The 20,482-nt window shown below is 63.0% G+C and carries 20 protein-coding genes; 17 read left to right on the top strand and 3 right to left on the bottom strand.

All coding sequences use genetic code 11. The annotated features are described in order from the left end of the window. Positions 1–19 precede the first annotated feature (19 nt). Complete coding sequence (locus AC07P1_RS01825; RefSeq protein WP_315217568.1) at positions 20–703, bottom strand: Bax inhibitor-1 family protein; 684 nt, start codon at positions 701–703, stop codon at positions 20–22. A gap of 280 nt (positions 704–983) precedes the next feature. On the opposite strand from AC07P1_RS01825, the gene ndk reads away from it, so the two are divergent. The 17 genes from ndk to AC07P1_RS01740 all read left to right on the top strand — a co-directional run bounded on the left by ndk (position 984) and on the right by AC07P1_RS01740 (position 18,251). Beyond that, positions 984–1,391 carry a nucleoside-diphosphate kinase gene (gene ndk, locus AC07P1_RS01820; protein ID WP_090314593.1) on the top strand — a complete coding sequence of 136 codons (408 nt, stop codon included), beginning with the start codon at positions 984–986 and terminating at the stop codon, positions 1,389–1,391. A gap of 69 nt (positions 1,392–1,460) precedes the next feature. Then, complete coding sequence (rlmN, locus tag AC07P1_RS01815; protein WP_494694224.1) at positions 1,461–2,633, top strand: dual-specificity RNA methyltransferase RlmN; 1,173 nt, start codon at positions 1,461–1,463, stop codon at positions 2,631–2,633. Next, positions 2,633–3,460, top strand: a complete 828-nt coding sequence (pilW, locus tag AC07P1_RS01810; RefSeq protein WP_494694223.1) for a type IV pilus biogenesis/stability protein PilW — start codon at positions 2,633–2,635, stop codon at positions 3,458–3,460. The genes rlmN and pilW overlap by 1 nt, the downstream gene beginning before the upstream one ends. A gap of 13 nt (positions 3,461–3,473) precedes the next feature. Continuing rightward, positions 3,474–4,475, top strand: coding sequence for a RodZ domain-containing protein (locus AC07P1_RS01805; protein WP_494694222.1), 1,002 nt, complete (start codon positions 3,474–3,476; stop codon positions 4,473–4,475). A 44-nt stretch (positions 4,476–4,519) separates the two neighbouring features. Further along, on the top strand, positions 4,520–5,791 hold the full coding sequence (ispG, locus tag AC07P1_RS01800) for a flavodoxin-dependent (E)-4-hydroxy-3-methylbut-2-enyl-diphosphate synthase (protein ID WP_494694221.1): 1,272 nt from the start codon (positions 4,520–4,522) through the stop codon (positions 5,789–5,791). A gap of 12 nt (positions 5,792–5,803) precedes the next feature. Beyond that, complete coding sequence (gene hisS / locus AC07P1_RS01795; RefSeq protein ID WP_363504617.1) at positions 5,804–7,156, top strand: histidine--tRNA ligase; 1,353 nt, start codon at positions 5,804–5,806, stop codon at positions 7,154–7,156. 61 nt (positions 7,157–7,217) lie between these two features. Continuing rightward, complete coding sequence (locus tag AC07P1_RS01790) at positions 7,218–7,883, top strand: YfgM family protein (RefSeq protein ID WP_494694220.1); 666 nt, start codon at positions 7,218–7,220, stop codon at positions 7,881–7,883. 61 nt (positions 7,884–7,944) lie between these two features. Beyond that, positions 7,945–9,081: an outer membrane protein assembly factor BamB gene (gene bamB / locus AC07P1_RS01785; RefSeq protein WP_494694219.1), complete on the top strand. Its 1,137-nt coding sequence runs from the start codon at positions 7,945–7,947 to the stop codon at positions 9,079–9,081. 4 nt (positions 9,082–9,085) lie between these two features. Continuing rightward, entirely contained in the window at positions 9,086–10,432 is a 1,347-nt protein-coding gene (der, locus tag AC07P1_RS01780) for a ribosome biogenesis GTPase Der (protein WP_315222098.1), read from the top strand. 202 nt (positions 10,433–10,634) lie between these two features. Further along, positions 10,635–10,871: an RNA chaperone Hfq gene (gene hfq / locus AC07P1_RS01775; RefSeq protein WP_008450615.1), complete on the top strand. Its 237-nt coding sequence runs from the start codon at positions 10,635–10,637 to the stop codon at positions 10,869–10,871. Positions 10,872–10,913: 42 nt separating this feature from the next. Then, on the top strand, positions 10,914–12,143 hold the full coding sequence (hflX, locus tag AC07P1_RS01770; protein ID WP_494694218.1) for a GTPase HflX: 1,230 nt from the start codon (positions 10,914–10,916) through the stop codon (positions 12,141–12,143). 17 nt (positions 12,144–12,160) lie between these two features. Next, entirely contained in the window at positions 12,161–13,456 is a 1,296-nt protein-coding gene (hflK, locus tag AC07P1_RS01765; protein WP_494694217.1) for an FtsH protease activity modulator HflK, read from the top strand. Further along, entirely contained in the window at positions 13,456–14,373 is a 918-nt protein-coding gene (gene hflC / locus AC07P1_RS01760; RefSeq protein WP_315222105.1) for a protease modulator HflC, read from the top strand. Before hflK ends, hflC begins: the two co-directional genes overlap by 1 nt. Before the next feature lie 194 nt (positions 14,374–14,567). Beyond that, a complete protein-coding gene (locus tag AC07P1_RS01755; RefSeq protein ID WP_494694216.1) occupies positions 14,568–15,728 on the top strand; it encodes an ATP phosphoribosyltransferase regulatory subunit in 1,161 nt (386 codons plus the stop codon). A 4-nt stretch (positions 15,729–15,732) separates the two neighbouring features. After that, positions 15,733–17,043, top strand: a complete 1,311-nt coding sequence (locus AC07P1_RS01750) for an adenylosuccinate synthase (protein WP_315391650.1) — start codon at positions 15,733–15,735, stop codon at positions 17,041–17,043. Between the two features lie 12 nt (positions 17,044–17,055). Next, entirely contained in the window at positions 17,056–17,601 is a 546-nt protein-coding gene (locus tag AC07P1_RS01745; RefSeq protein WP_494694215.1) for a phosphoribosyltransferase, read from the top strand. A 53-nt stretch (positions 17,602–17,654) separates the two neighbouring features. Continuing rightward, entirely contained in the window at positions 17,655–18,251 is a 597-nt protein-coding gene (locus AC07P1_RS01740) for a MarC family protein (protein ID WP_090314578.1), read from the top strand. 305 nt (positions 18,252–18,556) lie between these two features. Here AC07P1_RS01740 and AC07P1_RS01735 read toward each other — a convergent pair whose 3' ends face one another. Together AC07P1_RS01735 and AC07P1_RS01730 are read right to left on the bottom strand one after the other, a co-directional pair. Then, positions 18,557–19,327, bottom strand: coding sequence for a LytR/AlgR family response regulator transcription factor (locus AC07P1_RS01735; RefSeq protein ID WP_494694214.1), 771 nt, complete (start codon positions 19,325–19,327; stop codon positions 18,557–18,559). Then, positions 19,324–20,352, bottom strand: coding sequence for a sensor histidine kinase (locus tag AC07P1_RS01730; protein WP_494694213.1), 1,029 nt, complete (start codon positions 20,350–20,352; stop codon positions 19,324–19,326). The genes AC07P1_RS01735 and AC07P1_RS01730 overlap by 4 nt, the downstream gene beginning before the upstream one ends. Between the last annotated feature and the right edge of the window lie 130 nt (positions 20,353–20,482).

Here is a 20,482-nt window from a genome sequence, read left to right as displayed (position 1 = left end):
ATGCTACTGACTTGCGATCTTACTCGCGGCTGCCGCCGGCGATACCCAGCAGCGACAACAGGCTGGTGAAGATGTTGTACACGTCGAGGTACAAACGCAGCGTGGCGCTGATGTAGTTGGTCTCGCCGCCGTTGACGATCTGCTGCACGTCATACAGGATGTACGCGGAGAAGATCGCGATCGCCACCACCGAGATGACGATGCCCAGCGCCGGAATGTTCAGGAAGATGTTGGCAAGCGAAGCCAAGATCAACACGATGACACCGGCGAACAGCCACGTGGCCATGCCCGAGAAATCACGCTTGGAGACCGTGGCGATCGATGCCAGCACCGCGAACACCGACGCCGTACCACCGAAGGCCGCCATGATCAGGAAGCCGCCGTTGGCGAAGCCCAGGATGCGCGACAGCAGGGGCGTCAACATCAGACCCATGAAGAACGTGAAGCCCAGCAGCAGGGCCACGCCCACGCCGGAATCCTTGTTCTTTTCAATCGCCCAGATGAAACCGAAGGCGCCGGCCAGGAACACCAGTGCCATCAGACCGCCGCCCAGCGGCAGGTGCAGGGAAACGCCCAGCGCCGCGCCAAACACGGTCGGTATCATCGACAACGCGAGCAGCCAGTACGTATTGCGCAGCACGTTGTGCTGTACGGCACGGCGACTGCCAGCCGACAGATCGTAAGTTTTTTCCATATTAATCATAGTGCCTCCCTCAAAGTGATTCGGTTTACCGCTTGTTAAAAGCATAGCACGTACTAGCCAAAATACCCAAAAACATGTACCAAAAGCACTTAATCCGGACTTAAACGGCCATGTTCGCGTCGAAACCGGGATTTTTCGCCCCGGAATGGGGCGTTTGCTTGCCAGCTTACATCCTTATCTGGTGCCCTTGCTCGGAATATGGGGTGTTCTATGGTAAAATCAAAGGTTGATTGAGCTATCAATTTTGTTTTAAACCTTTCTTTTTATTGGAGTTTTTCAAATGGCAATCGAACGCACCCTGTCGATCATCAAACCAGACGCAGTTGCAAAAAACGTTATCGGCCAAATCTACAGCCGTTTCGAAGGCGCTGGCCTGAAGATCGTTGCTGCTCAAATGAAGCAGCTGTCGCGTGAAGAGGCTGAAGGTTTCTACGCCGCGCATAAAGAGCGCGGCTTCTTCAAAGACCTGGTCGATTTCATGGTCTCGGGCCCAGTCATGATCCAGGCACTGGAAGGCGAAAACGCCGTCCTGAAAAACCGCGAACTGATGGGCGCCACCGATCCTAAGAAGGCTGAAAAAGGCACCATCCGTGCCGACTTCGCCGACTCGATCGACGCCAACGCCGTTCACGGTTCCGACGCTGTCGAAGCCGCTGCAGTTGAAATTGCCTACTTCTTCGGCAAGTAATTCGTTGTAATCCCCGTTTCCGCCTTCGCGCGGAAACGGAGTTTTTTTAGAACTGTTTTGAAATTGACTATGAACGCACCTCACACCAACTTGCTGGACTTCGATCCCGCGCAGCTCATCGCTTATTGCGCCGAGTTGGGGGAGAAGCCGTTCCGCGCCAAGCAACTGCAACGCTGGATCCATCAATTCGGCGCGTCGGACTTCGACGCCATGACCGATCTGGCCAAGTCGCTGCGCGACAAACTGAAAACCCGCGCCCACGTCACGGCGCCGGCCATCATCAGCGACCACACGTCCACCGACGGCACGCGCAAATGGCTGGTCGACGTCGGCAACGGCAACGCGGTCGAAACCGTGTTCATCCCGGAAGAAAACCGTGGCACCCTGTGCATTTCCACCCAGGCCGGCTGCGCCGTCAACTGCCGTTTCTGCTCGACCGGCAAGCAGGGCTTTTCCCGCAACCTGAGCGTCGGCGAGATCATCGGCCAGTTGTGGATGGCCGAGTTTGAACTGCGCCGCACCAAGGGCATCGAGCCCGGCCCGAAGGGCGAGCGCCAGATCACCAACGTTGTCATGATGGGCATGGGCGAGCCGCTGCTGAACTTCGAGCCGACCGCCACCGCCCTCAAGCTGATGCTCGACGATAACGCCTATGGCCTGTCGCGCCGCCGCGTGACCTTGTCGACGTCCGGCGTGGTGCCGATGATGGACAAGCTGTCGCAGGAAGTGCCGGTGGCGCTGGCCGTGTCGCTGCACGCGTCCAACGACGAGCTGCGCAGCAGCCTGATTCCGCTGAACAAAAAGTACCCGTTGAAGGAGCTGATGGCCGCCTGCAAGCGCTATCTGGAGTTCGCCCCACGCGACTTCATCACCTTCGAGTACTGCATGCTCGACGGCGTCAACGACTCCGACGAGAACGCCCGTGAACTGATCGCGTTGGTGCAGGACCGCCAGTTCGGCGTCAACTGCAAATTCAACCTGATTCCGTTCAATCCGTTCCCGGAATCCGGCCTGCTGCGCTCGAAGAATCCGCGCATCAAGGCCTTCGCCCAGATCCTGGTCGACGCCGGCATCGTCACCACCATCCGCAAGACGCGCGGCGACGATATCGACGCCGCCTGCGGCCAGTTGGCCGGCGAAGTCCAGGACCGCACCAAGGTGGCGCAGCGGATGGAAAAGATGGCCGAGTACCAGCAAAAGTTCGGCGCCAATTTCGGCAAGATCGTGGAGATCACTTCCTGATGACGCTCCTGGCGCAGCGTAGCCGGCGGCTCGTCGCGCTCGGGTTGATCCCGGCGCTGGCGGGGACGTTGGCCGGTTGCGCCTCGGCGCCGGAACGCGGCAACAGCGGCCAGGCCGAGCTGACCACGGCGTCGGACCAGACCGGCGCCCAGCGCAAGGTCGAGATCCGCATGCAGTTGGCGGTCGGTTATTACGAGCAGGGCCAGTACACGTTCGCGCTCGACGAGGTCAAGATGGCGCTTGTGGCCGATCCGCAGTACGCCGACGCCTACGGCATGCGCGGCCTGATTTATCAGGCCATGGGGGAGAACGGCCTGGCCGAGGATAATTTTGTCCGTGCGCGCAAACTCGCGCCGGGCAATCCCGATCTGGCCAACAATTATGGTTCTTTCCTGTGCCAGAACGGCCGGGTGGCGGAGGCGATGCCGCTGTTCGACGCCGCGCTGGGCATCCGCAGCTATCGTTCGCCGGCGTCGGCCGCGAACAATGCCGGGTCCTGTGCGTTGAAGACCAAGGATTACGCCAGCGCGGAGCGTTATCTGCTGCAAGCCTTGCAGTTGACGCCCGACCTGCCGGCCACCAACGCCAATCTGGCGCGGGTATATTTTGAAAAGCGCGATTATGTGCGCGCCAATTTCTTCATAACCCGTCTGAACAAGGTGGCAAAGATGGAGAGCCTGACGGCCGATGTGCTGTGGCTCGGGATTAAGGTGCAGCATAAGGTGGGCGACAAGGGGGCTGAAGCTGGTTGGGCGACGCAATTGCGCCGCCACCACCCCGGCTCGACCGAATATGCTGCTTATCAACGTGGGGCGTTTGATGAGTGAGACAGGGATACCAATGAATTCAGAGTGGGCAGAACCGCCGAAAAAAGACCAGGGCAGCACCAGCCTGGCCACGCCCGGAGCACAACTGGCCGCCCAGCGCGAAGCGATGGGCATGTCGGTGGAACAGATCGCCGACCAGCTCAAGCTGGCGCCGCGCCAGGTCGTCGCGCTGGAAGCGGGCGATTACGCCTCCTTGCCGAATATGGCGGTGGTGCGCGGTTTCGTCCGCGCCTACGCCAAGGTCGTCAAGCTGGACCCGACGCCGCTGGTGGCGATGATCGCAGTGATCTCGCCGACCAGCCCCGAGGCCGCGCCGCCGCGCACGCAACGGGCGGCCGAGTTTTCGGAATCGCGCTTCCCGCTGATGACCGACCGTTCGTCCGGTCGTGGCGGCTGGATGGTGGGCGCCATCGTGGTGGCGGCCGCGTTGATCGGCGGCGGCGTGTACGCCTACCAGAGCGGTTTGATTTCGACCTCGCTGTTCGAGCGCGCCGGCGGCGACCCCGCCGCCAGCGCCGTGACCGAGCTGCCCAAGCCGATCGATTCGACCATGCCGCTGGAGACCACCTTGGTCAAGCCGGGCCAGGAAACGGCGCCGCTGCAGTCGCCGAACGTGCCGCTGATTTCGGTGCCGCCGCCAGGCACGAGCAACAACCCGGCCGACGCCGCGAGCGCGCCCGCGGCCGCGGGCACGACGGCGCCGGCGACCACCGCGCCAGCGACCGGCGCGCCGGCCGCGCAGGTGTTGCCGCCTGCGGCCGCTCCGGCAGCGGCGACCGGCACCCAGCTGGTGCTGGAAGTGACGACCGATTCGTGGGTGGAGATTCGCCGTCCCGGCACCAAGCCGCTGATTTCGCGCCTGGTCAAGGCGGGCAGCACCGAGACCTTCGATATCAAGGATCCGGCGCTGCTGATCGTCGGTAAACCGGATGGCGTGAAAGCGACCCTGGGCGGCGCGCCGCTGGCGCTGCCACCGGTCGCCGGCGGGACGATCTCCCGCGTCAACATTAAGTAATCAAGTAAATTAAGTAATTAACCAGCCAGCACGAGCAAACAGCCATGTCTTCTACGCAAACAGCTATTCCTTCGGGACCGTCGAATCGCCGCGCCAGCCGCAGCGTGCTGGTCGCGCACGGCCAGCGCAAGATCTGGGTCGGCGGCGACGCGCCCGTGGTGGTGCAGTCGATGACCAATACCGACACCGCCAACGCGATCGAGACGGCGATCCAGATCCGCGACCTGGCGCGCGCCGGTTCGGAGCTGGTGCGCCTGACGGTGGACCGTCCGGAGGCCGCCGAAGCGGTGCCGTACATCCGCGAACAGCTGGACAAGATGGAAGTGGACGTGCCGCTGGTGGGCGATTTCCACTACAACGGCCACACTTTGCTGAACGATTATCCGGAGTGCGCCAAGGCGCTGTCGAAGTACCGCATCAACCCGGGCAACGTCGGCAAGGGCGCCAAGCGCGATACGCAGTTCGCGCAGATGATCGAAGTGGCCGCGCGCTACGACAAGCCGGTGCGCATCGGCGTCAACTGGGGCAGCCTGGATCAGGCGCTGCTGGCGCGCATCATGGACGAAAACGCCGGCCGCGCGGAGCCGTGGAGCGCGCAGGCGGTGATGTACGAGGCGCTGATCACCTCCGCCATCGAGAACGCCGTGCGCGCCGAGGAGCTGGGCCTGGGCCGCGACAAGATCATCCTGTCGTGTAAAGTCTCGGGCGTCCAGGACCTGATCGCCGTCTACCGCGAGCTGGCCAAGCGCTGCGACTATCCGCTGCACTTGGGCCTGACCGAGGCCGGCATGGGCAGCAAGGGTATCGTCGCCTCGACGGCGGCGCTGTCGGTGCTGCTGCAAGAGGGCATCGGCGACACCATCCGCATTTCGCTGACGCCGGAGCCGGGCGGCGACCGCACCAAGGAAGTGGTGGTCGGCCAGGAGATTTTGCAGACCATGGGCCTGCGCAAATTCACCCCGATGGTGATCGCGTGCCCGGGTTGCGGCCGCACCACGTCGACCACCTTCCAGGAACTGGCCGACAATATCCAGACCTATCTGCGCGAGCAGATGCCGGAGTGGAAAAAGACCTATCCGGGCGTGGAGGCGATGAACGTGGCCGTCATGGGCTGCATCGTCAACGGTCCGGGCGAATCGAAGCACGCCAACATCGGCATCAGTTTGCCGGGCACCGGCGAATCGCCGGCGGCGCCGGTGTTCGTCGACGGCGCCAAGTTCGCGACCCTGCGCGGTGAGCGCATCGTCGAGGAATTCCAGGAAATCGTACTGAACTACGTGAAGAACAACTACGGCAAACAAGCCGCTGAAGCATAAGAAGAAATCGAAATGTCCGAAAACAAAAAAGCTGAAAAGATCACCGCCGTCAAAGGCATGAACGATATCCTGCCGACCGATTCGCATCTGTGGCAGCTGTTTGAGAACACCGCGCAATCGGTCGTGCAAAGCTACGGCTTCCAGCAGATCCGCACGCCGATCGTCGAGGACACCGCGCTGTTCAAACGCGCCATCGGCGCCGTGACCGATATCGTCGAAAAGGAAATGTACTCGTTCACCGATTCGATGAACGGCGACGAGCTGACCCTGCGCCCCGAAGGCACCGCCGGCGCGGTGCGCGCGGTGATCGAGCACAATCTGGTCTACGAAGGCCCCAAGCGCCTGTGGTACACCGGTCCGATGTTCCGCCACGAGCGTCCGCAGCGCGGCCGCTATCGCCAGTTCTACCAGTTCGGCTGCGAGGCCGTCGGCTTCAACGGCCCGGACGTGGACGCGGAACTGATCATGATGTGCCGCCGCCTGTGGGATGACCTGGGCCTGGAGAACATCCGCCTCGAACTGAACTCGATCGGCGACGCCGAAGAGCGCGCGCGCCACCGCGTCGACCTGATCGCGTACCTGGAAAAGCACGAGGACATCCTCGACGCCGAAGCCAAGCGCCGCCTGCACAGCAACCCGCTGCGCATCCTGGACACCAAGAATCCGGCGATGCAGGAGATGGTCAACGGCGCGCCCAAGCTGATGGAATACCTGGGCGAGGAATCGCTGGCCCACTTCAACGGCGTGCGCAAGATCCTCGACCACAACAACATCCCGTACGTGATCAACAACCGCCTGGTGCGCGGCCTCGATTACTACAACCGCACCGTGTTCGAATGGGTCACCGACGCACTGGGCTCGCAGGGCACCGTGTGCGCCGGCGGCCGTTACGATCCGCTGATCGCGTCGTTCGGCGGCAAGCCGACGCCCGCCGTCGGTTTCGCCATGGGCATCGAACGCCTGCTGGAACTGATGAAGGAAGCCGGCGAGCCGGAACAACCGAATCAGTGCGACGTCTATCTGGTGCACCAGGGCGAGGCCGCGCAGCTGCAAGCCTTCGTGCTGGGCGAGCGTATCCGCGACGCCGGCCTGGATGTCGTCATGCACGCCTCGACCGCCAATGGTCCCGGCAGTTTCAAGACGCAGATGAAGAAGGCCGATGGCAGCGGCGCCTCGTTCGCCGTCATCATCGGCGAGGACGAAGTGGCCAACCACACCGCCACCGTCAAGGCGATGCGCGCGGAGGAGGGCGACATGCAGCAATCGACGGTGCCGTTCGACGACGTCGTCGACTTCCTGGTCGACCAGATCACCGGCAGCGGCGACCACCACCACCACGTGCACGACGAGCATTGCAATCACTAAGCGGCCGCACTAAGCGTTTTATTTAAACGAATTTATTCAACCCTCTAGCAGACGAACTGACATGGCATACGATCTCGAAGAACAAGAACAACTCGCTACCCTTAAAGCCTGGTGGGAAAAATACGGCAACCTGACCTCGTGGGTGCTGATCGCCGGCCTGGCCGCCTATTCCGGCTGGGCGGGTTGGAACTACTACCAGCGCAACCAATCGACCCAGGCCTCGGCCTTGTACGAGGAGCTGCAAACGGCCGTGCAAGCCAAGGACAACGTCAAGGTGCTGCGCGCCGCCGGCGACATGGAATCGAAATTCGGCAGCACCACCTACGCGCCGATGGCCGCGCTGGTAGCCGCCAAGAGCAGCTTCGACGCCAACGACGTCAAGTCGGCCAAGGCGCAGCTGCAGTGGGCGATCGACCATGGCGGCGCCGAGTTCAAGGCCCTGGCCAAGGTTCGCCTGGCCGGCATCCTGCTGGACGAAAAAGCCTATGACGAGGCGCTGAAGGCGCTGTCGGGCGACGTGCCCGCGCAATTCGCCGGTGCCGTCGCCGACCGCAAGGGCGACATCCTGGCCGCGCAGAACAAGATCGCCGAAGCCCGCGCCGCCTACCAGGCAGCGCTGGACGCGACCGACAAGAAGAATCCAGGCCGCCAGCTGATCCAGCTGAAGTTCGAAGCCATCGGCGGCACCGTGCCGGCCGAAACCAAAGACGCCAAAAGCCCCGCCTAAACAACGTCATGCCGCAAGGGCGCCACGGCGCCCGCTTAGCTCTCCAGATCAAGGTTAAAAAATGCGTATTACCGAAAAAGTTATTGCTGCAAGTGTGTTCGCGATGTTGGCCGGTTGTTCCTTGTTTGGCTCGAAAGACACCAAGAATCAGCCGGCGCCGCTGGTGGAGCTCAAGGGCGGCATGGTGCCCAAGACCGTTTGGAAGTACTCGATGAACAAGGCCGGCACCGCCGTCTTCACGCCGGCAGTCGTCGGCGAGAGCGTCTATGTGGCCGACGGCGACGGCGTGCTGGCGCGCCTGAACGCGGCCACCGGCAAGGAAGCCTGGCGCGTCAAGACCGGCGTCGACCTCACCGCCGGCGTGGGCAGCGACGGTGAAACGGTCGTCGTCGGCGGCAAAAAAGGCGTGATCCTGGCCTACGACGCCAACGGCAAGGAGCTGTGGAAGGGCCAGGCCAGCAGCGAAGTGCTGTCGTCCCCGGTGGTGGGCGGCGGCGTGGTGGTGGTGCGCAGCGTGGATAATCTGATCACCGCGTACGACGCCAAGACCGGCGTAAAAAAATGGAGCGTGGCGCGCACCACGCCGGCCCTGACCCTGCGCAACGCGCCGGGCATGGTGATCAGCGGTCCGAACGTGTACGTCGCCCAGCCGGGTGGCAAGCTGCTGGTGCTGGCGTTGGCCGGCGGCCTGCAGCGCTTCGAACTGGTGGTGGGCGAGCCGCGCGGCGCGACCGAACTGGAACGCGTGACCGATATCGCCGGCACCCCGGTGATCTTCGAAAAAGATGTATGCGCCGTGTCGTACCAGGGCCGCGTGGCCTGCTTCGACGCCACCAACGGCGCGCCGCACTGGAGCAAGCCGGCTTCGTCCGACGTGGGCGTGGCGGTGGACCAGCGTTTTGTATTCGTCTCCGACGACAAAGGCGAAGTTGCAGCCTATAGCCGCGAAAGCGGCGGCAACGCCTGGAAGAACGACAAGATGTCGTATCGCCGCCTGTCGACCCCCGTGTCGTTCGGCCGCGCTGTGGCCGTCGGCGACTACCAGGGTTACGTCCACTTCCTGTCGCGGGAAGATGGTTCGTACATAGGTCGTGCCGCGACCGACGGAAGCCCGATCCAATCGGACCCCGTCATCGCCGGCTCGAATTTGATTTTTCAAACCCAATCAGGGACAGTGACCGCTCTCGCGGTCGAGTAATACAATGAAGCCGGTAATCGCACTAGTGGGTCGACCCAATGTAGGGAAATCGACCTTGTTTAATCGTCTGACCCGCTCGCGCGATGCGCTGGTGGCGGACTTGCCTGGGTTGACGCGGGATCGTCACTATGGCGAGGGCCGTGTCGGCGAACGTCCCTTCCTCGTCATCGACACGGGCGGCTTCGAGCCGGTCGCCAAGGAAGGCATCATGCATCAGATGGCCAAGCAGACCAAGCAGGCCGTGGCCGAAGCCGACATCGTCGTCTTCCTGGTCGACGGCCGCCAGGGCCTGACGCCGCACGACAAGACCATCACCGACTTCCTGCGTAAAAGCGGCCGTCCGGTCATGCTGGTCGTGAACAAGTCCGAGGGCATGCGCTACACCGCCGTCGTCGCCGACTTCTACGAGCTGGGACTGGGCGAGCCGTACTCGATCTCGTCCGCCCACGGCGACGGCGTCGCCGACCTGGTGGAGGAGGCGCTGAACCTCGCCTTCGCCCAGCGTCCGGAAGACCCGGAGGAGCTCGACAAGGCCGACCACGGCATCAAGATCGCGCTGGTGGGCCGCCCGAACGTGGGCAAGTCGACCCTGATCAACACCCTGGTCGGCGAAGAGCGCGTGATCGCTTTCGACATGCCAGGCACCACCCGCGACTCGATCGAGATTCCGTTCGAGCGCGAAGGCAAGCAGTACACGCTGATCGACACGGCCGGCATCCGCCGCCGCGGCAAGGTGTTCGAGGCGATCGAGAAGTTCTCGGTCGTCAAAACGCTGCAGTCGATCTCCGAGGCCAACGTGGTGGTGCTGATGCTCGATGCCCAGCAGGACATCTCCGAGCAGGACGCCCACATCGCCGGCTTCGTGCTGGAGACGGGCCGCGCGCTGGTGATCGCCGTCAACAAGTGGGACGGCCTGCGAACCGACGAGCGCGATGAGATCAAGATCGATATCGACCGCAAGCTCGACTTCCTGTCGTTCGCCAAGATGCACTTCATCTCGGCCTTGAAATCGCAGGGCATCGGCCCGCTGATGAAGTCGGTCGACGCGGCCTACGCCGCCGCCACGGCCAACCTGTCGACGCCGAAGCTGACCCGCGCCCTGATCGAGGCGGTGGAAAAGCAGGAGCCGCGCCGCAAGGGTTCGATCCGTCCGAAGCTGCGCTACGCGCACCAGGGCGGTATGAATCCACCGGTGATCGTTATCCACGGCAACGCGTTGGACGCCGTCGGCGAGCCCTACAAGCGGTATCTGGAAAAACATTTCCGCGACACGTTCCAGCTGGTCGGCACGCCGTTGCGCATCGAGCTGCGCACCGGTAAAAACCCGTTCTCCAAGACGCCGGCTAAATAAGAAAAAAATAAGAGAATTTTGGCTTTTTTGTACGGGACTCCCCTGCAAAAATTGTCAAAACAGGTTACAGTGGCTTAGAAGCACCATTCCCGGCGTGGCGAGCGGTGTTTCAGCGGAAATCATTTGACTTTCGCTGGGCCACGTACTTGAAATTAAGCGTTTCGCCTCCAATTCCAACACAACAACATAAAATGGAGCTGTTATGAGCAACAAAGGGCAACTGTTACAAGACCCATTCCTCAATGCCTTGCGCAAAGAGCATGTTCCTGTCTCGATCTATCTGGTCAACGGCATCAAGCTGCAGGGCCATATTGAATCGTTCGATCAGTACGTCGTACTGCTGCGCAACACCGTGACCCAGATGGTCTACAAACACGCCATCTCCACGGTAGTGCCGGCACGCGCCGTCAATCTCAACATTGAATCCGAAGCGGAATAAGCGCTTGCATCTCGGCTTCTTTCCAACTTGCCTGACCGTCTTATGCGCGCAGCTCTAGTCGGTATCGATTTCGGTCAGGGCGACTTTGCCGCCAGCGTCGAGGAACTGCAACTGCTGGCCCGTTCAGCAGGCGCGGAACCTGTCACGACGATCACGGCAAAGCGTTCATCCCCCGACGCGGCGTATTTCGTTGGCAGCGGCAAGGCCGACGAAATCGGTCTCGCCGTGCTCGATCACGCCATCGAAATCGTCATCTTCAACCACGCGCTGTCGCCGGCCCAGCAACGCAATCTGGAAAAGCGCCTGCAGATCCGGGTCCTTGACCGTACCAGCCTGATACTCGATATTTTCGCCCAGCGCGCCGCCTCCCACGAGGGCAAGCTGCAGGTGGAACTGGCGCAGTTGCAGCATCTGGCCACGCGCCTGATTCGCGGTTGGACCCACCTTGAACGGCAAAAGGGCGGTATCGGCTTGCGCGGTCCGGGTGAGACGCAGCTTGAAACCGACCGCCGTTTGATCGGCGAGCGGGTCAAAGCGCTGCGCGCGCGTCTCGGCAAGCTGCGCAAGCAGCACGAGACGCAGCGCCGCTCGCGCGGACGCAGCCAGACGTTCTCCGTGTCGCTGGTCGGCTATACCAACGCCGGCAAATCGACCTTGTTCAACGCGGTCACCAAGGCCGGCGTCTACGTCGCCGACCAGTTGTTCGCCACCCTGGACACGACCTCGCGCCGCGTCTACATGGGGCAGGAAGTGGGCAACGTGGTGTTCTCGGACACGGTCGGTTTCGTGCGCGAGCTGCCGCACCAGCTGGTGGCGGCGTTCCGCGCCACGCTGGAAGAGACCATCCACGCCGATTTGCTGCTGCACGTCGTCGACGCCTCGTCGCCGGTGCGCATGGAGCAGATCGAGCAGGTCAACCTGGTGCTCAAGGAGATCGGCGCCGATCACATTCCGCAGATTCTGGTGTGGAACAAGATCGACGCGGCCGGCCTGGAGCCGTCTGTGGAAAGGGATGAATATGCTAAAATTTCCCGCGTTTTCCTCAGCGCGCGTACCGGCCAGGGCGTCGATCTGCTGCGCGAGGCGGTGGTCGAATGGGCCAAGGCGGCGCCCGGCGCCAGGCTGAACCAAGCCTACCCGACGGGCGACATGGAAGAATTCGAAGAAGCGGATCAAGCGGACGACGGGGAGGCAGCCGATGGCGACGCCGACCCGGTCTCCGACTTGGAAGCAGATAGCAGTCCCACCCCTAATCACGTTGGATCACACTGATGCGTGTCTCCTCAATTATGAAACGTCTTGGCCTCAAGCCCTCGCTGAACGATCCCCGCTGGGGCTCGGACAAGAAGGACGGCGAGCCGCGAGCGAACGAAGGCAAAAAGCCTGGCGAAGGACCTCCCGACATGGAGCAGCTGTGGCGCGATTTCAATCAGCGCCTCAACAGCTTCTTCGGCCAGAAGAAGGGTCCCGAGGGCCCCAACAACGGCGGCCCCGCCGGTCCGAGCGGGCCGCGTCCCGACATGGCCGGCATGCGCGCCACGGCCGGCGCCGTCGGCGTGGTCGCGGCGTTGATCTGGCTCGCCAGCGGTTCCTTCATCGTGCAGGAGGGCCAGACCGGTATCGTCTACACCTTCGGTAAGGTGAGCCACACCACCGGTTCCGGTTTCAACTGGCGCTGGCCGTATCCGTTCCAGAGCGACGAAACGGTCAAGGTATCGCAGATGCGGATGGTCGAAATCGGCTACCGCGGCAACGTCAAGAACAAACAGGCGCGCGAGTCGCTGATGCTGACCGACGATGAAAACATCATCGACATGCAGTTCGCCGTGCAGTTCAAGCTGAAGGATCCCGTGGCCTGGCTGATGAACAACCGCGACGAGGAGGACACCGTACGCCAGGTGGCCGAGACCTCGATCCGCGAAATCGTCGGCAAGAACAAGATGGACTTCGTGCTGTACGAGGGCCGCGACAAGGTGGCCTACGAGACGCAGCAGCTGATGCAGCTGATCCTCGACCGCTACGCCTCGGGCGTGCTGATTTCGAACGTGACGCTGCAGGCGGTGCAACCGCCTGAGCAGGTGCAAGTTGCCTTCGACGACGCCGTCAAGGCCGGCCAGGATCTGGAACGCCAGAAGAACGAAGGCCAGGCTTACGCCAACGACGTCATTCCTAAGGCGCGCGGCTACGCTTCGCGCCTGCTGCAGGAGGCCGAAGCCTATCGCTCGATGGTCACCGAAAACGCCACAGGTAACGCGGCCCGCTTCAAGCAGGTGCTGACCGAGTACCAGAAGGCCCCTGGCGTCACGCGCGACCGCATGTATCTGGAAACGATGCAGCAGATTTATTCGAGCGCCAGCAAGGTGATGGTCGACGCCAAGAGTGGCAGCAACCTGCTGTATCTGCCGTTGGACAAGCTGATCGCCCAGGCGGCGGCCACCGACGCGTCGGCGGCCCAGGCCCGCGCGGCGCAGGCTTCGCCACCGCCGGTGGCAACCTTGCCGTCGGAAGTCATGCCATCGGTTGAAGTAACCCGCCAGCGCGATTCGCGCTCGCGAGATTCCGGACGTGACCGGGAGGGTCGTTAATGAATCGCATAGCTAGTTCCCTCATTGCTGTTTTCGTCGTGCTGCTGTTGCTGTCGTCGATGGTGTTCGTGGTCGACCAGCGCAAGTACGCGATCGTCTTCGCGCTGGGTCAGATCAAGGAAGTCATTCGCGAGCCGGGGCTGCATTTCAAACTGCCGCCGCCGTTCCAGAACGTGCTGTATCTGGATAACCGCATCCTGACCATCGAATCGGCCGACGCGGAACGCTTCATCACCGCCGAAAAGATGAACATCCTGGTCGACAGCTTCGTCAAGTGGCGCATCGGCCGCAACGAAGGCCAGGCCAAGCTGTACTACGTCACCTTCGGCGGCGACGAGACCCGCGCGCGCGACCGCATGTCGGTCATCGTCAAGGCGGCGCTGAACGAGGAAATCACCAAGCACACCGTGAGCGAAGTCATTTCGGGCAAACGCGGCAAGGTGATGGAGGCGATCCGCACCAAAGTGGTCCAGGAAGCCGCGCAGATCGGCGTCGAGATCATCGACGTGCGCCTGAAGCGTGTCGAATACGTCGAGCAGATCAACAACTCGGTGTACGACCGCATGAAGGCCGAGCGCCTGCGCGTGGCCAACGAGCTGCGTTCGACCGGTTCGGCCGAATCGGAGAAGATCCGCGCCGACGCCGACCGTCAGCGCGCCGTGATCCTGGCCGAGGCCTATCGCGAAGCGGAAACGATGCGCGGCGAGGGCGACGCCAAGGCGTCGGCCATCTACGCCGAGGCGTTCGGCCGCAATCCGGAGTTCTACAAGTTCTATCGCAGCCTGGAAGCCTACCGCGCCACGTTCAAAAACCACGGCGACGTGATGGTGATGGATTCGAGCTCGGACTTCTTCAAGTACTTCAAGAGTTCGGGCACCGGCGGCGCGCCGTCGGCGCCGGCCGCGCCGAAGAAGTAAGCTGGTAGTGCGCTGTTGGTAAAGTAATACGCCTGTTTCACCGGCAACCGGGGAGCCTTTTGGCTCCCCGGTTCGCATCTTTTCCCCTCCCGGCAATCATTTTCGCGTAAAATATCAGGTTCGGTCCGCCGCTTTTATGGCAGCGCCACGTTCGCCGCATTATTCGTTTTTTAATTTTTCCGTATCAGTTTCCCATGCCGAATTGGCTTTTGCCCGAGAATATCGCCGACGTTTTGCCGTCGGAAGCCCGCAAGATTGAAGAGTTGCGTCGTCTGATGCTGGATAATTTCCGTCTGTACGGTTATGAACTGGTCATGCCGCCGCTGCTCGAGTACCTGGAGTCGCTGCTGACCGGCGCCGGCGAGGACACCGACCTGCGCACCTTCAAGCTGGTCGACCAGATCTCCGGCCGCATGCTGGGCATCCGCGCCGACATGACGACGCAAGTGGCGCGCATCGACGCCCACCTGCTGAATCGCGACTCGGTGACGCGCCTGTGCTACGCCGGCAGCGTGCTGCATACCCGTCCTTCGGGCCTGCACACCACCCGCGAGCCGCTGCAGATCGGCGCCGAGATGTACGGCCACGCCGGCCTGGAAGCGGACGCCGAGATCCTTGAGCTGTCGCTGGCTTCCCTGGCGCTGGCCGGTTTCAACGAGGTGCGGCTGGACCTGACCCACGTCGGCGTGCTGCGCGCGATCATCGAAGGCGACGCCGCCGCCGCCAAGGACGAAGCGGCGCTGTACCTGCTGCTGCGCTCCAAGGACGTGCCGGGCCTGCAGGAGATCACCGCCAAGTACGCGCCGCTGGTGCGCGAGGCCTTGCTGGCGTTGCCGAACCTGTATGGCGACATCGAAGTGTTGAAGAAGGCGCGCGAAACGCTGCCCGACCTGCCGGGCATCGCCAAGGCGCTGGCCGAACTGGCCGCGCTGGCCGCGTCCGCGCTGGGCCGCGCCGAGGTGGCGATCGACCTGGCCGACCTGCGCGGCTACCAGTACGAAAGCGGCGCGATGTTCGCGCTGTATGTGCCAGGCTTGCCGAACGCGGTGGCGCGCGGCGGCCGTTACGATCACGTAGGCGAAGCCTTTGGCCGGGCCCGTCCCGCCACCGGCTTCTCGCTCGACCTGCGCGAGCTGGCGCGCCTGTTGCCCACGGCGGAGCGCAAGCAGTCGATCCGCGCTCCATGGGGCAACGCGCCGGAATTGAAGGAAAAAATCGCCGAGCTGCGCAAGTCCGGCGAAGTCGTGATCCAAAGTATGCCGGGTCACAGCAACGAGCTGGACGAGTTCGAGTGCGACCGCGCGCTGGTACTCGACGATAGTGGTAGCAACTGGATTCTTAAAAACTTAGGTTAGTGTGATGTCAAAGAAAAACGCAAAGAACGTCGTCGTCATCGGTACCCAGTGGGGCGATGAGGGCAAGGGCAAGATCGTCGACTGGTTGACCGATCATGCACAAGGTGTGGTCCGCTTCCAGGGCGGCCACAACGCCGGCCATACGCTGGTCATCGGCGGCGTCAAGACCGCGCTGCAGCTGATCCCGTCGGGCATCATGCGTCCGGGCGTGGCCTGCTACATCGGTAACGGTGTGGTGGTGTCGGTGCCGGACGTGCTGCGCGAAATCGACAAGCTGGAAAAAGTCGGCGTCGAAGTCGCGTCGCGTCTGAAAGTGTCGGACGCCGCTCCCGTGATCCTGCCTTACCATGCCGCGCTGGACCTGGCCCGTGAAGCCGCCCGTGGCGAAGCCAAGATCGGCACCACCGGCAAGGGCATCGGCCCGGCCTACGAAGACAAGGTGGCGCGCCGCGCCATCCGCGTCGCCGACCTGCTGAACGAAAAGCGCTTCGCCGAAAAGCTGGCCGAGAACCTCGACTACCACAACTTCGTGCTGGAGCACTACCTCAAGGCCCCGCGCATCGAATACCAGAAAACCCTGGACGACGCGCTGGCCTACGTGCCGCGCCTGCGCCCGATGGTGACCGACGTTTCGAGCGCGCTGTACGCCGCGCACAAGGCCGGCGCCAACCTGCTGTTCGAAGGCGCGCAAGGCTCGCTGCTGGACGTCGACCACGGCACCTATCCGTTCGTCACCTCGTCGAACTGCGTGGCCGGTAACGCCGCCGCCGGCGCCGGCGTCGGTCCGAACATGCTGCACTACATCATGGGCATCACCAAGGCCTACACCACCCGCGTCGGTTCCGGCCCGTTCCCTTCGGAGCTGCCGACCGATGCCGGCGTTGGCCACCACCTGGCGCAAGTGGGCCACGAGTTCGGCACCGTCACGGGCCGCGCACGCCGCTGCGGCTGGTTCGACGCCGCGCTGCTGCGCCGCTCGGTCCAGATCAACGGCGTCACCGGCATGTGCCTGACCAAGCTGGATGTATTGGACGGCCTGGAAACGCTCAAGCTGTGCACCGGCTACACCATCGACGGCGTGGCCGTCGACATCTTCCCGTCGGGCGCCGAGGAAGCCGCGCGCTGCGTTCCGGTCTACGAAGAGATGCCGGGTTGGACCGAAAGCACCGTCGGCGCCAAATCGCTGGCCGCGTTGCCGGCCACCGCCCGCGCCTACATCAAACGTATCGAAGAGTTGGTCGGCGTGCCGGTCGACATGGTATCGACCGGTCCTGATCGTGAAGAGACGATCGTTCTGCGTCATCCGTTCGAATAATAAGGAATTAATATGAGCGATCCGCAATCGAACGAAAAACACCTGTGGGTATCCTGGGACGAGTACCACCGCCTGATCGAGCGCCTGGCGCTGAAGGTCCATGAATCGGGCTGGAAGTTCGACATGGTCCTGTGCCTGGCGCGCGGCGGCGTGCGTCCGGGCGACGTCTTCTCGCGCATCTTCGACGTGCCGCTGGCGATCCTGTCGACCAGCAGCTACCGCGAAGAGGCGGGCACCGTGCGCGGTGACCTGGACATCGCCAAGTACATGACGATGACCAAGGGCCCGTTGAGCGGCAGGATCCTGCTGGTGGACGACCTGGCCGATTCCGGCGTGACCCTGATCAAGGTGATGAAGCATTTGAAGGACAACTTCGAAGGCGTCACCGACGTGAAATCGGCCGTGATCTGGACCAAGGGCAGCTCGGCCTTCAAGCCGGACTACCAGATGGAGGAACTGCCGCACAATCCGTGGATCCACCAGCCGTTCGAGGACTACGACGGTCTGCGTCCGCATCAACTGGCGGCATGGATCAAAAAAGGCGAAGCGGCTCAATAAGCTGTTCGACCAAGGGAGCTTCGGCTCCCTTTTTTATTCAATAAAAAAAACACATGACCCAAGACTTCTTCCAGACCTTCATTTTGCTGGTTCTCGTGACCGACCCTTTCGGCAACGTGCCGCTGTTCGCCAGCGTGCTCAATCCGGTGCCGCCGGCGCGCCGTTCGCGCATCGTGATCCGCGAATGCGCGATCGCTTTCGTGCTGCTGTTGATCTTTATGTTCTTCGGCCGTCATTTCCTGGCGGCGTTGCATTTGTCGGAAGTGGCGCTGCGTATCGGCGGCGCCGTGATCCTGCTGCTGATTTCGATCCGCATGATCTTCCCGCATCCGGACGGCGTGTTGGGGCGCACCGATGGCGGGGAACCGTTCATCGTGCCGCTGGCCATTCCCGCGCTGGCCGGCCCGTCGGCCCTGGCCACGGTGCTGCTGTTCTCCAGCGAGAGCACCGGCGAGGTGATGGTGCACGTGGCCGCGCTGGCGGCGGTGGCGGTGGTGTGGCTGCTGGTGTTCCTCAGCGCCGAGCGCTTGCAGAAGGTGCTCGGCCCGCAGGTGATGACGGCGTTCGAACGCCTCATGGGCCTGATCCTGACGGCGATGTCGGTCGAGATGCTGTTGAGTGGTATTCGGGAGTTCGTCAAGACGTTGTGATGTGTTGGCGGCTCACACATGGCGGATTACGCTGCGCTAATCCGCCCGACGTGTCTCCACGATTGCGCGGCGGCCGACACCATCGCGTGATTCGCCGATTTGGGTTGACCGAAACGATTGCGTGATTCTCCGATGGGCGGCGGTCGAAACAATCGTGTGTTTCCGCGCTCCCGCGTTCACCGAACAATCCGTGATTCCTCGATTGCACGGCGGCTGAAACAATCGCGTGGAGACACGTAGGGCGGATTAGGCGGCACGCCGTAATCCGCCAAGAGCCGCCGATAGCGCATTAGATGACCACCAAATTACATCTGCCGAAAGTGGTGCAGGTAGCTGCGACTGACCGGCAGCACCTCGCCGCGTCCACGCAGCCGTAATTCCGCCGTCTCGTTGACACCCCGGACCACTTCCCCCACATGCGCGAGGCTGACGATCACCGAGCGGTGCGTCTGCACGAAGCGTTCCGGATCGAGCTGCTCGGCCAGTTCGCGGATGCTCTTGCGGATCAGCGCCTCGCCTTCCTCCCACACCACCAGCGTGTACTTTTCCTCGGCCTTCAGATAGCACACCTGCTCGACCGGAATCAGCCTGACGCTCGTCCCCACCGACGCCTTGATCCATTGCAGCCAGCGACGCGCTTCGACGCGCTGCCCGAGCCGCCCGGCCAACCGGTCCAACATGGCATCGAGCGCGGCGGCGCCAGGCAGCGGCCCATCCAACTGCCGGCGCAGGCGCTGCACGGTGTCCGCCAGCCGCGCCGGATCGATCGGCTTGACCAGATAGTCGACCGCGCCATGCTCGAAGGCTTGCAGCGCGTACTGCTCATACGCCGTGACAAACACCAGATGCGCGCGCCGGCCCAGCGCGCGCGCCGCCTCGATGCCGTTCATGCCCGGCATATGAATGTCCAAAAATACCACCTGCGGCTGGTGCAGTTCGAACAGTTCGACCGCCTCGGTGCCGTTGCGGGCGTCGTCCAGCACGCGCAACTCGGGCCACAGCGTGGCAAGGTGGCTGCGCAGGCGTTCACGCAGCAGCGGCTCGTCATCGGCGATCAGGGCGGTCGGTTGATTCACGGTTTTTCTCCAGGCTGAAAGTGCAGTTCGACCCGCATGCCATGCGGCGTTTCCTCATGCAGATCGAGGCGCGCATCGACGCCATAAAAGCCATGCAGGCGGCTGCGCAGGTTGGACAGGCCGGTGCCCGGTTGCGCCGTCTCCGACATGCCGACGCCGCTGTCGGCTACCCACAGCACCACCTGGCCGGCGGCGTTGTCGTAACGCCCACCGACGTCGATATGGCCGCCGGAAGGAGAGGGATCGATGCCATGCCGGACGGCGTTTTCGACCAAGGTCAATAAGGCCATCGCGGGAAAGCGCATCGACTCCAGCGCCGGCAACGTGGCGACCGAAAACCGCAGCCGGTCCGGCATCCGCATGTGCATCAGCTCCAGATACGCGCGCACCAGTTGCAGCTCGGCGCCCAGGGTGGCGTCGGCGTCGCCTAGTCGCGGCATGGCCGCGCGCAGGTAGGCGATCAGGTGGCGCAGCACCGGCCCCGCGTTGGGCGAGCCGGCGGCCACCAGCGCTTCGACATTGGCCAGGGTGTTGAACAGGAAGTGCGGCTCGATCTGCGCCTGCAGCAGCCGCAGGCGGGCGTCGACCAGTTCGCGTTCGAGCGTGTTCTTTTCCAGTTCGACCTGCAGGCGGTCGGCCCGCTCGCGCTGCCTGCGTTCGGCGCGCATCGCCACCAGCGAGAAGGTCACCCCGAAGAGCACCCCCAGCACCACCATCATGATGTAGCCGGACAGCGTTTTAATATCGCTCAGGTAGGAGACGAAGTGACGGCCTTCCTTGCCGATCGCGGTCATCAGCGCCGCCAGCGGCGCGGCCAGCACCACCGCCATCAGCCGCGCCTTGCCGGTCGAGAGCCAGCGCGGACGCAACCGGTCCGCCGCCGAGTAGGCGAACAACAGTACCGCGCCGATGAAACCGATATGGCCGAACACGGTCGCGTAAGGCGTGCGGCTTAGCTTGTGCAAGAGCAGCGACAGCAGCAATGTGAAGACGGTGACCACGAGCGCCTGCCGGGCGGTGGGCAAGAACCTGGCTGGGCGGGGAAGGGGGGCGTTCGGTGTCATCGCCTAACGATAACCGCTGGCCGGCCGTCGTTCAAGCCCTAAAAACCGCCGCCGGTCGCATCGTTCCCGCCTGCGCGTTGGCGGGAGGTCG

It is taken from the genome of Duganella sp. GW821-FHT07F09, from assembly GCF_059418705.1.
Note: the sequence above shows the minus strand (reverse complement) of the source record. Positions and strands in the feature narration are given on the sequence as shown.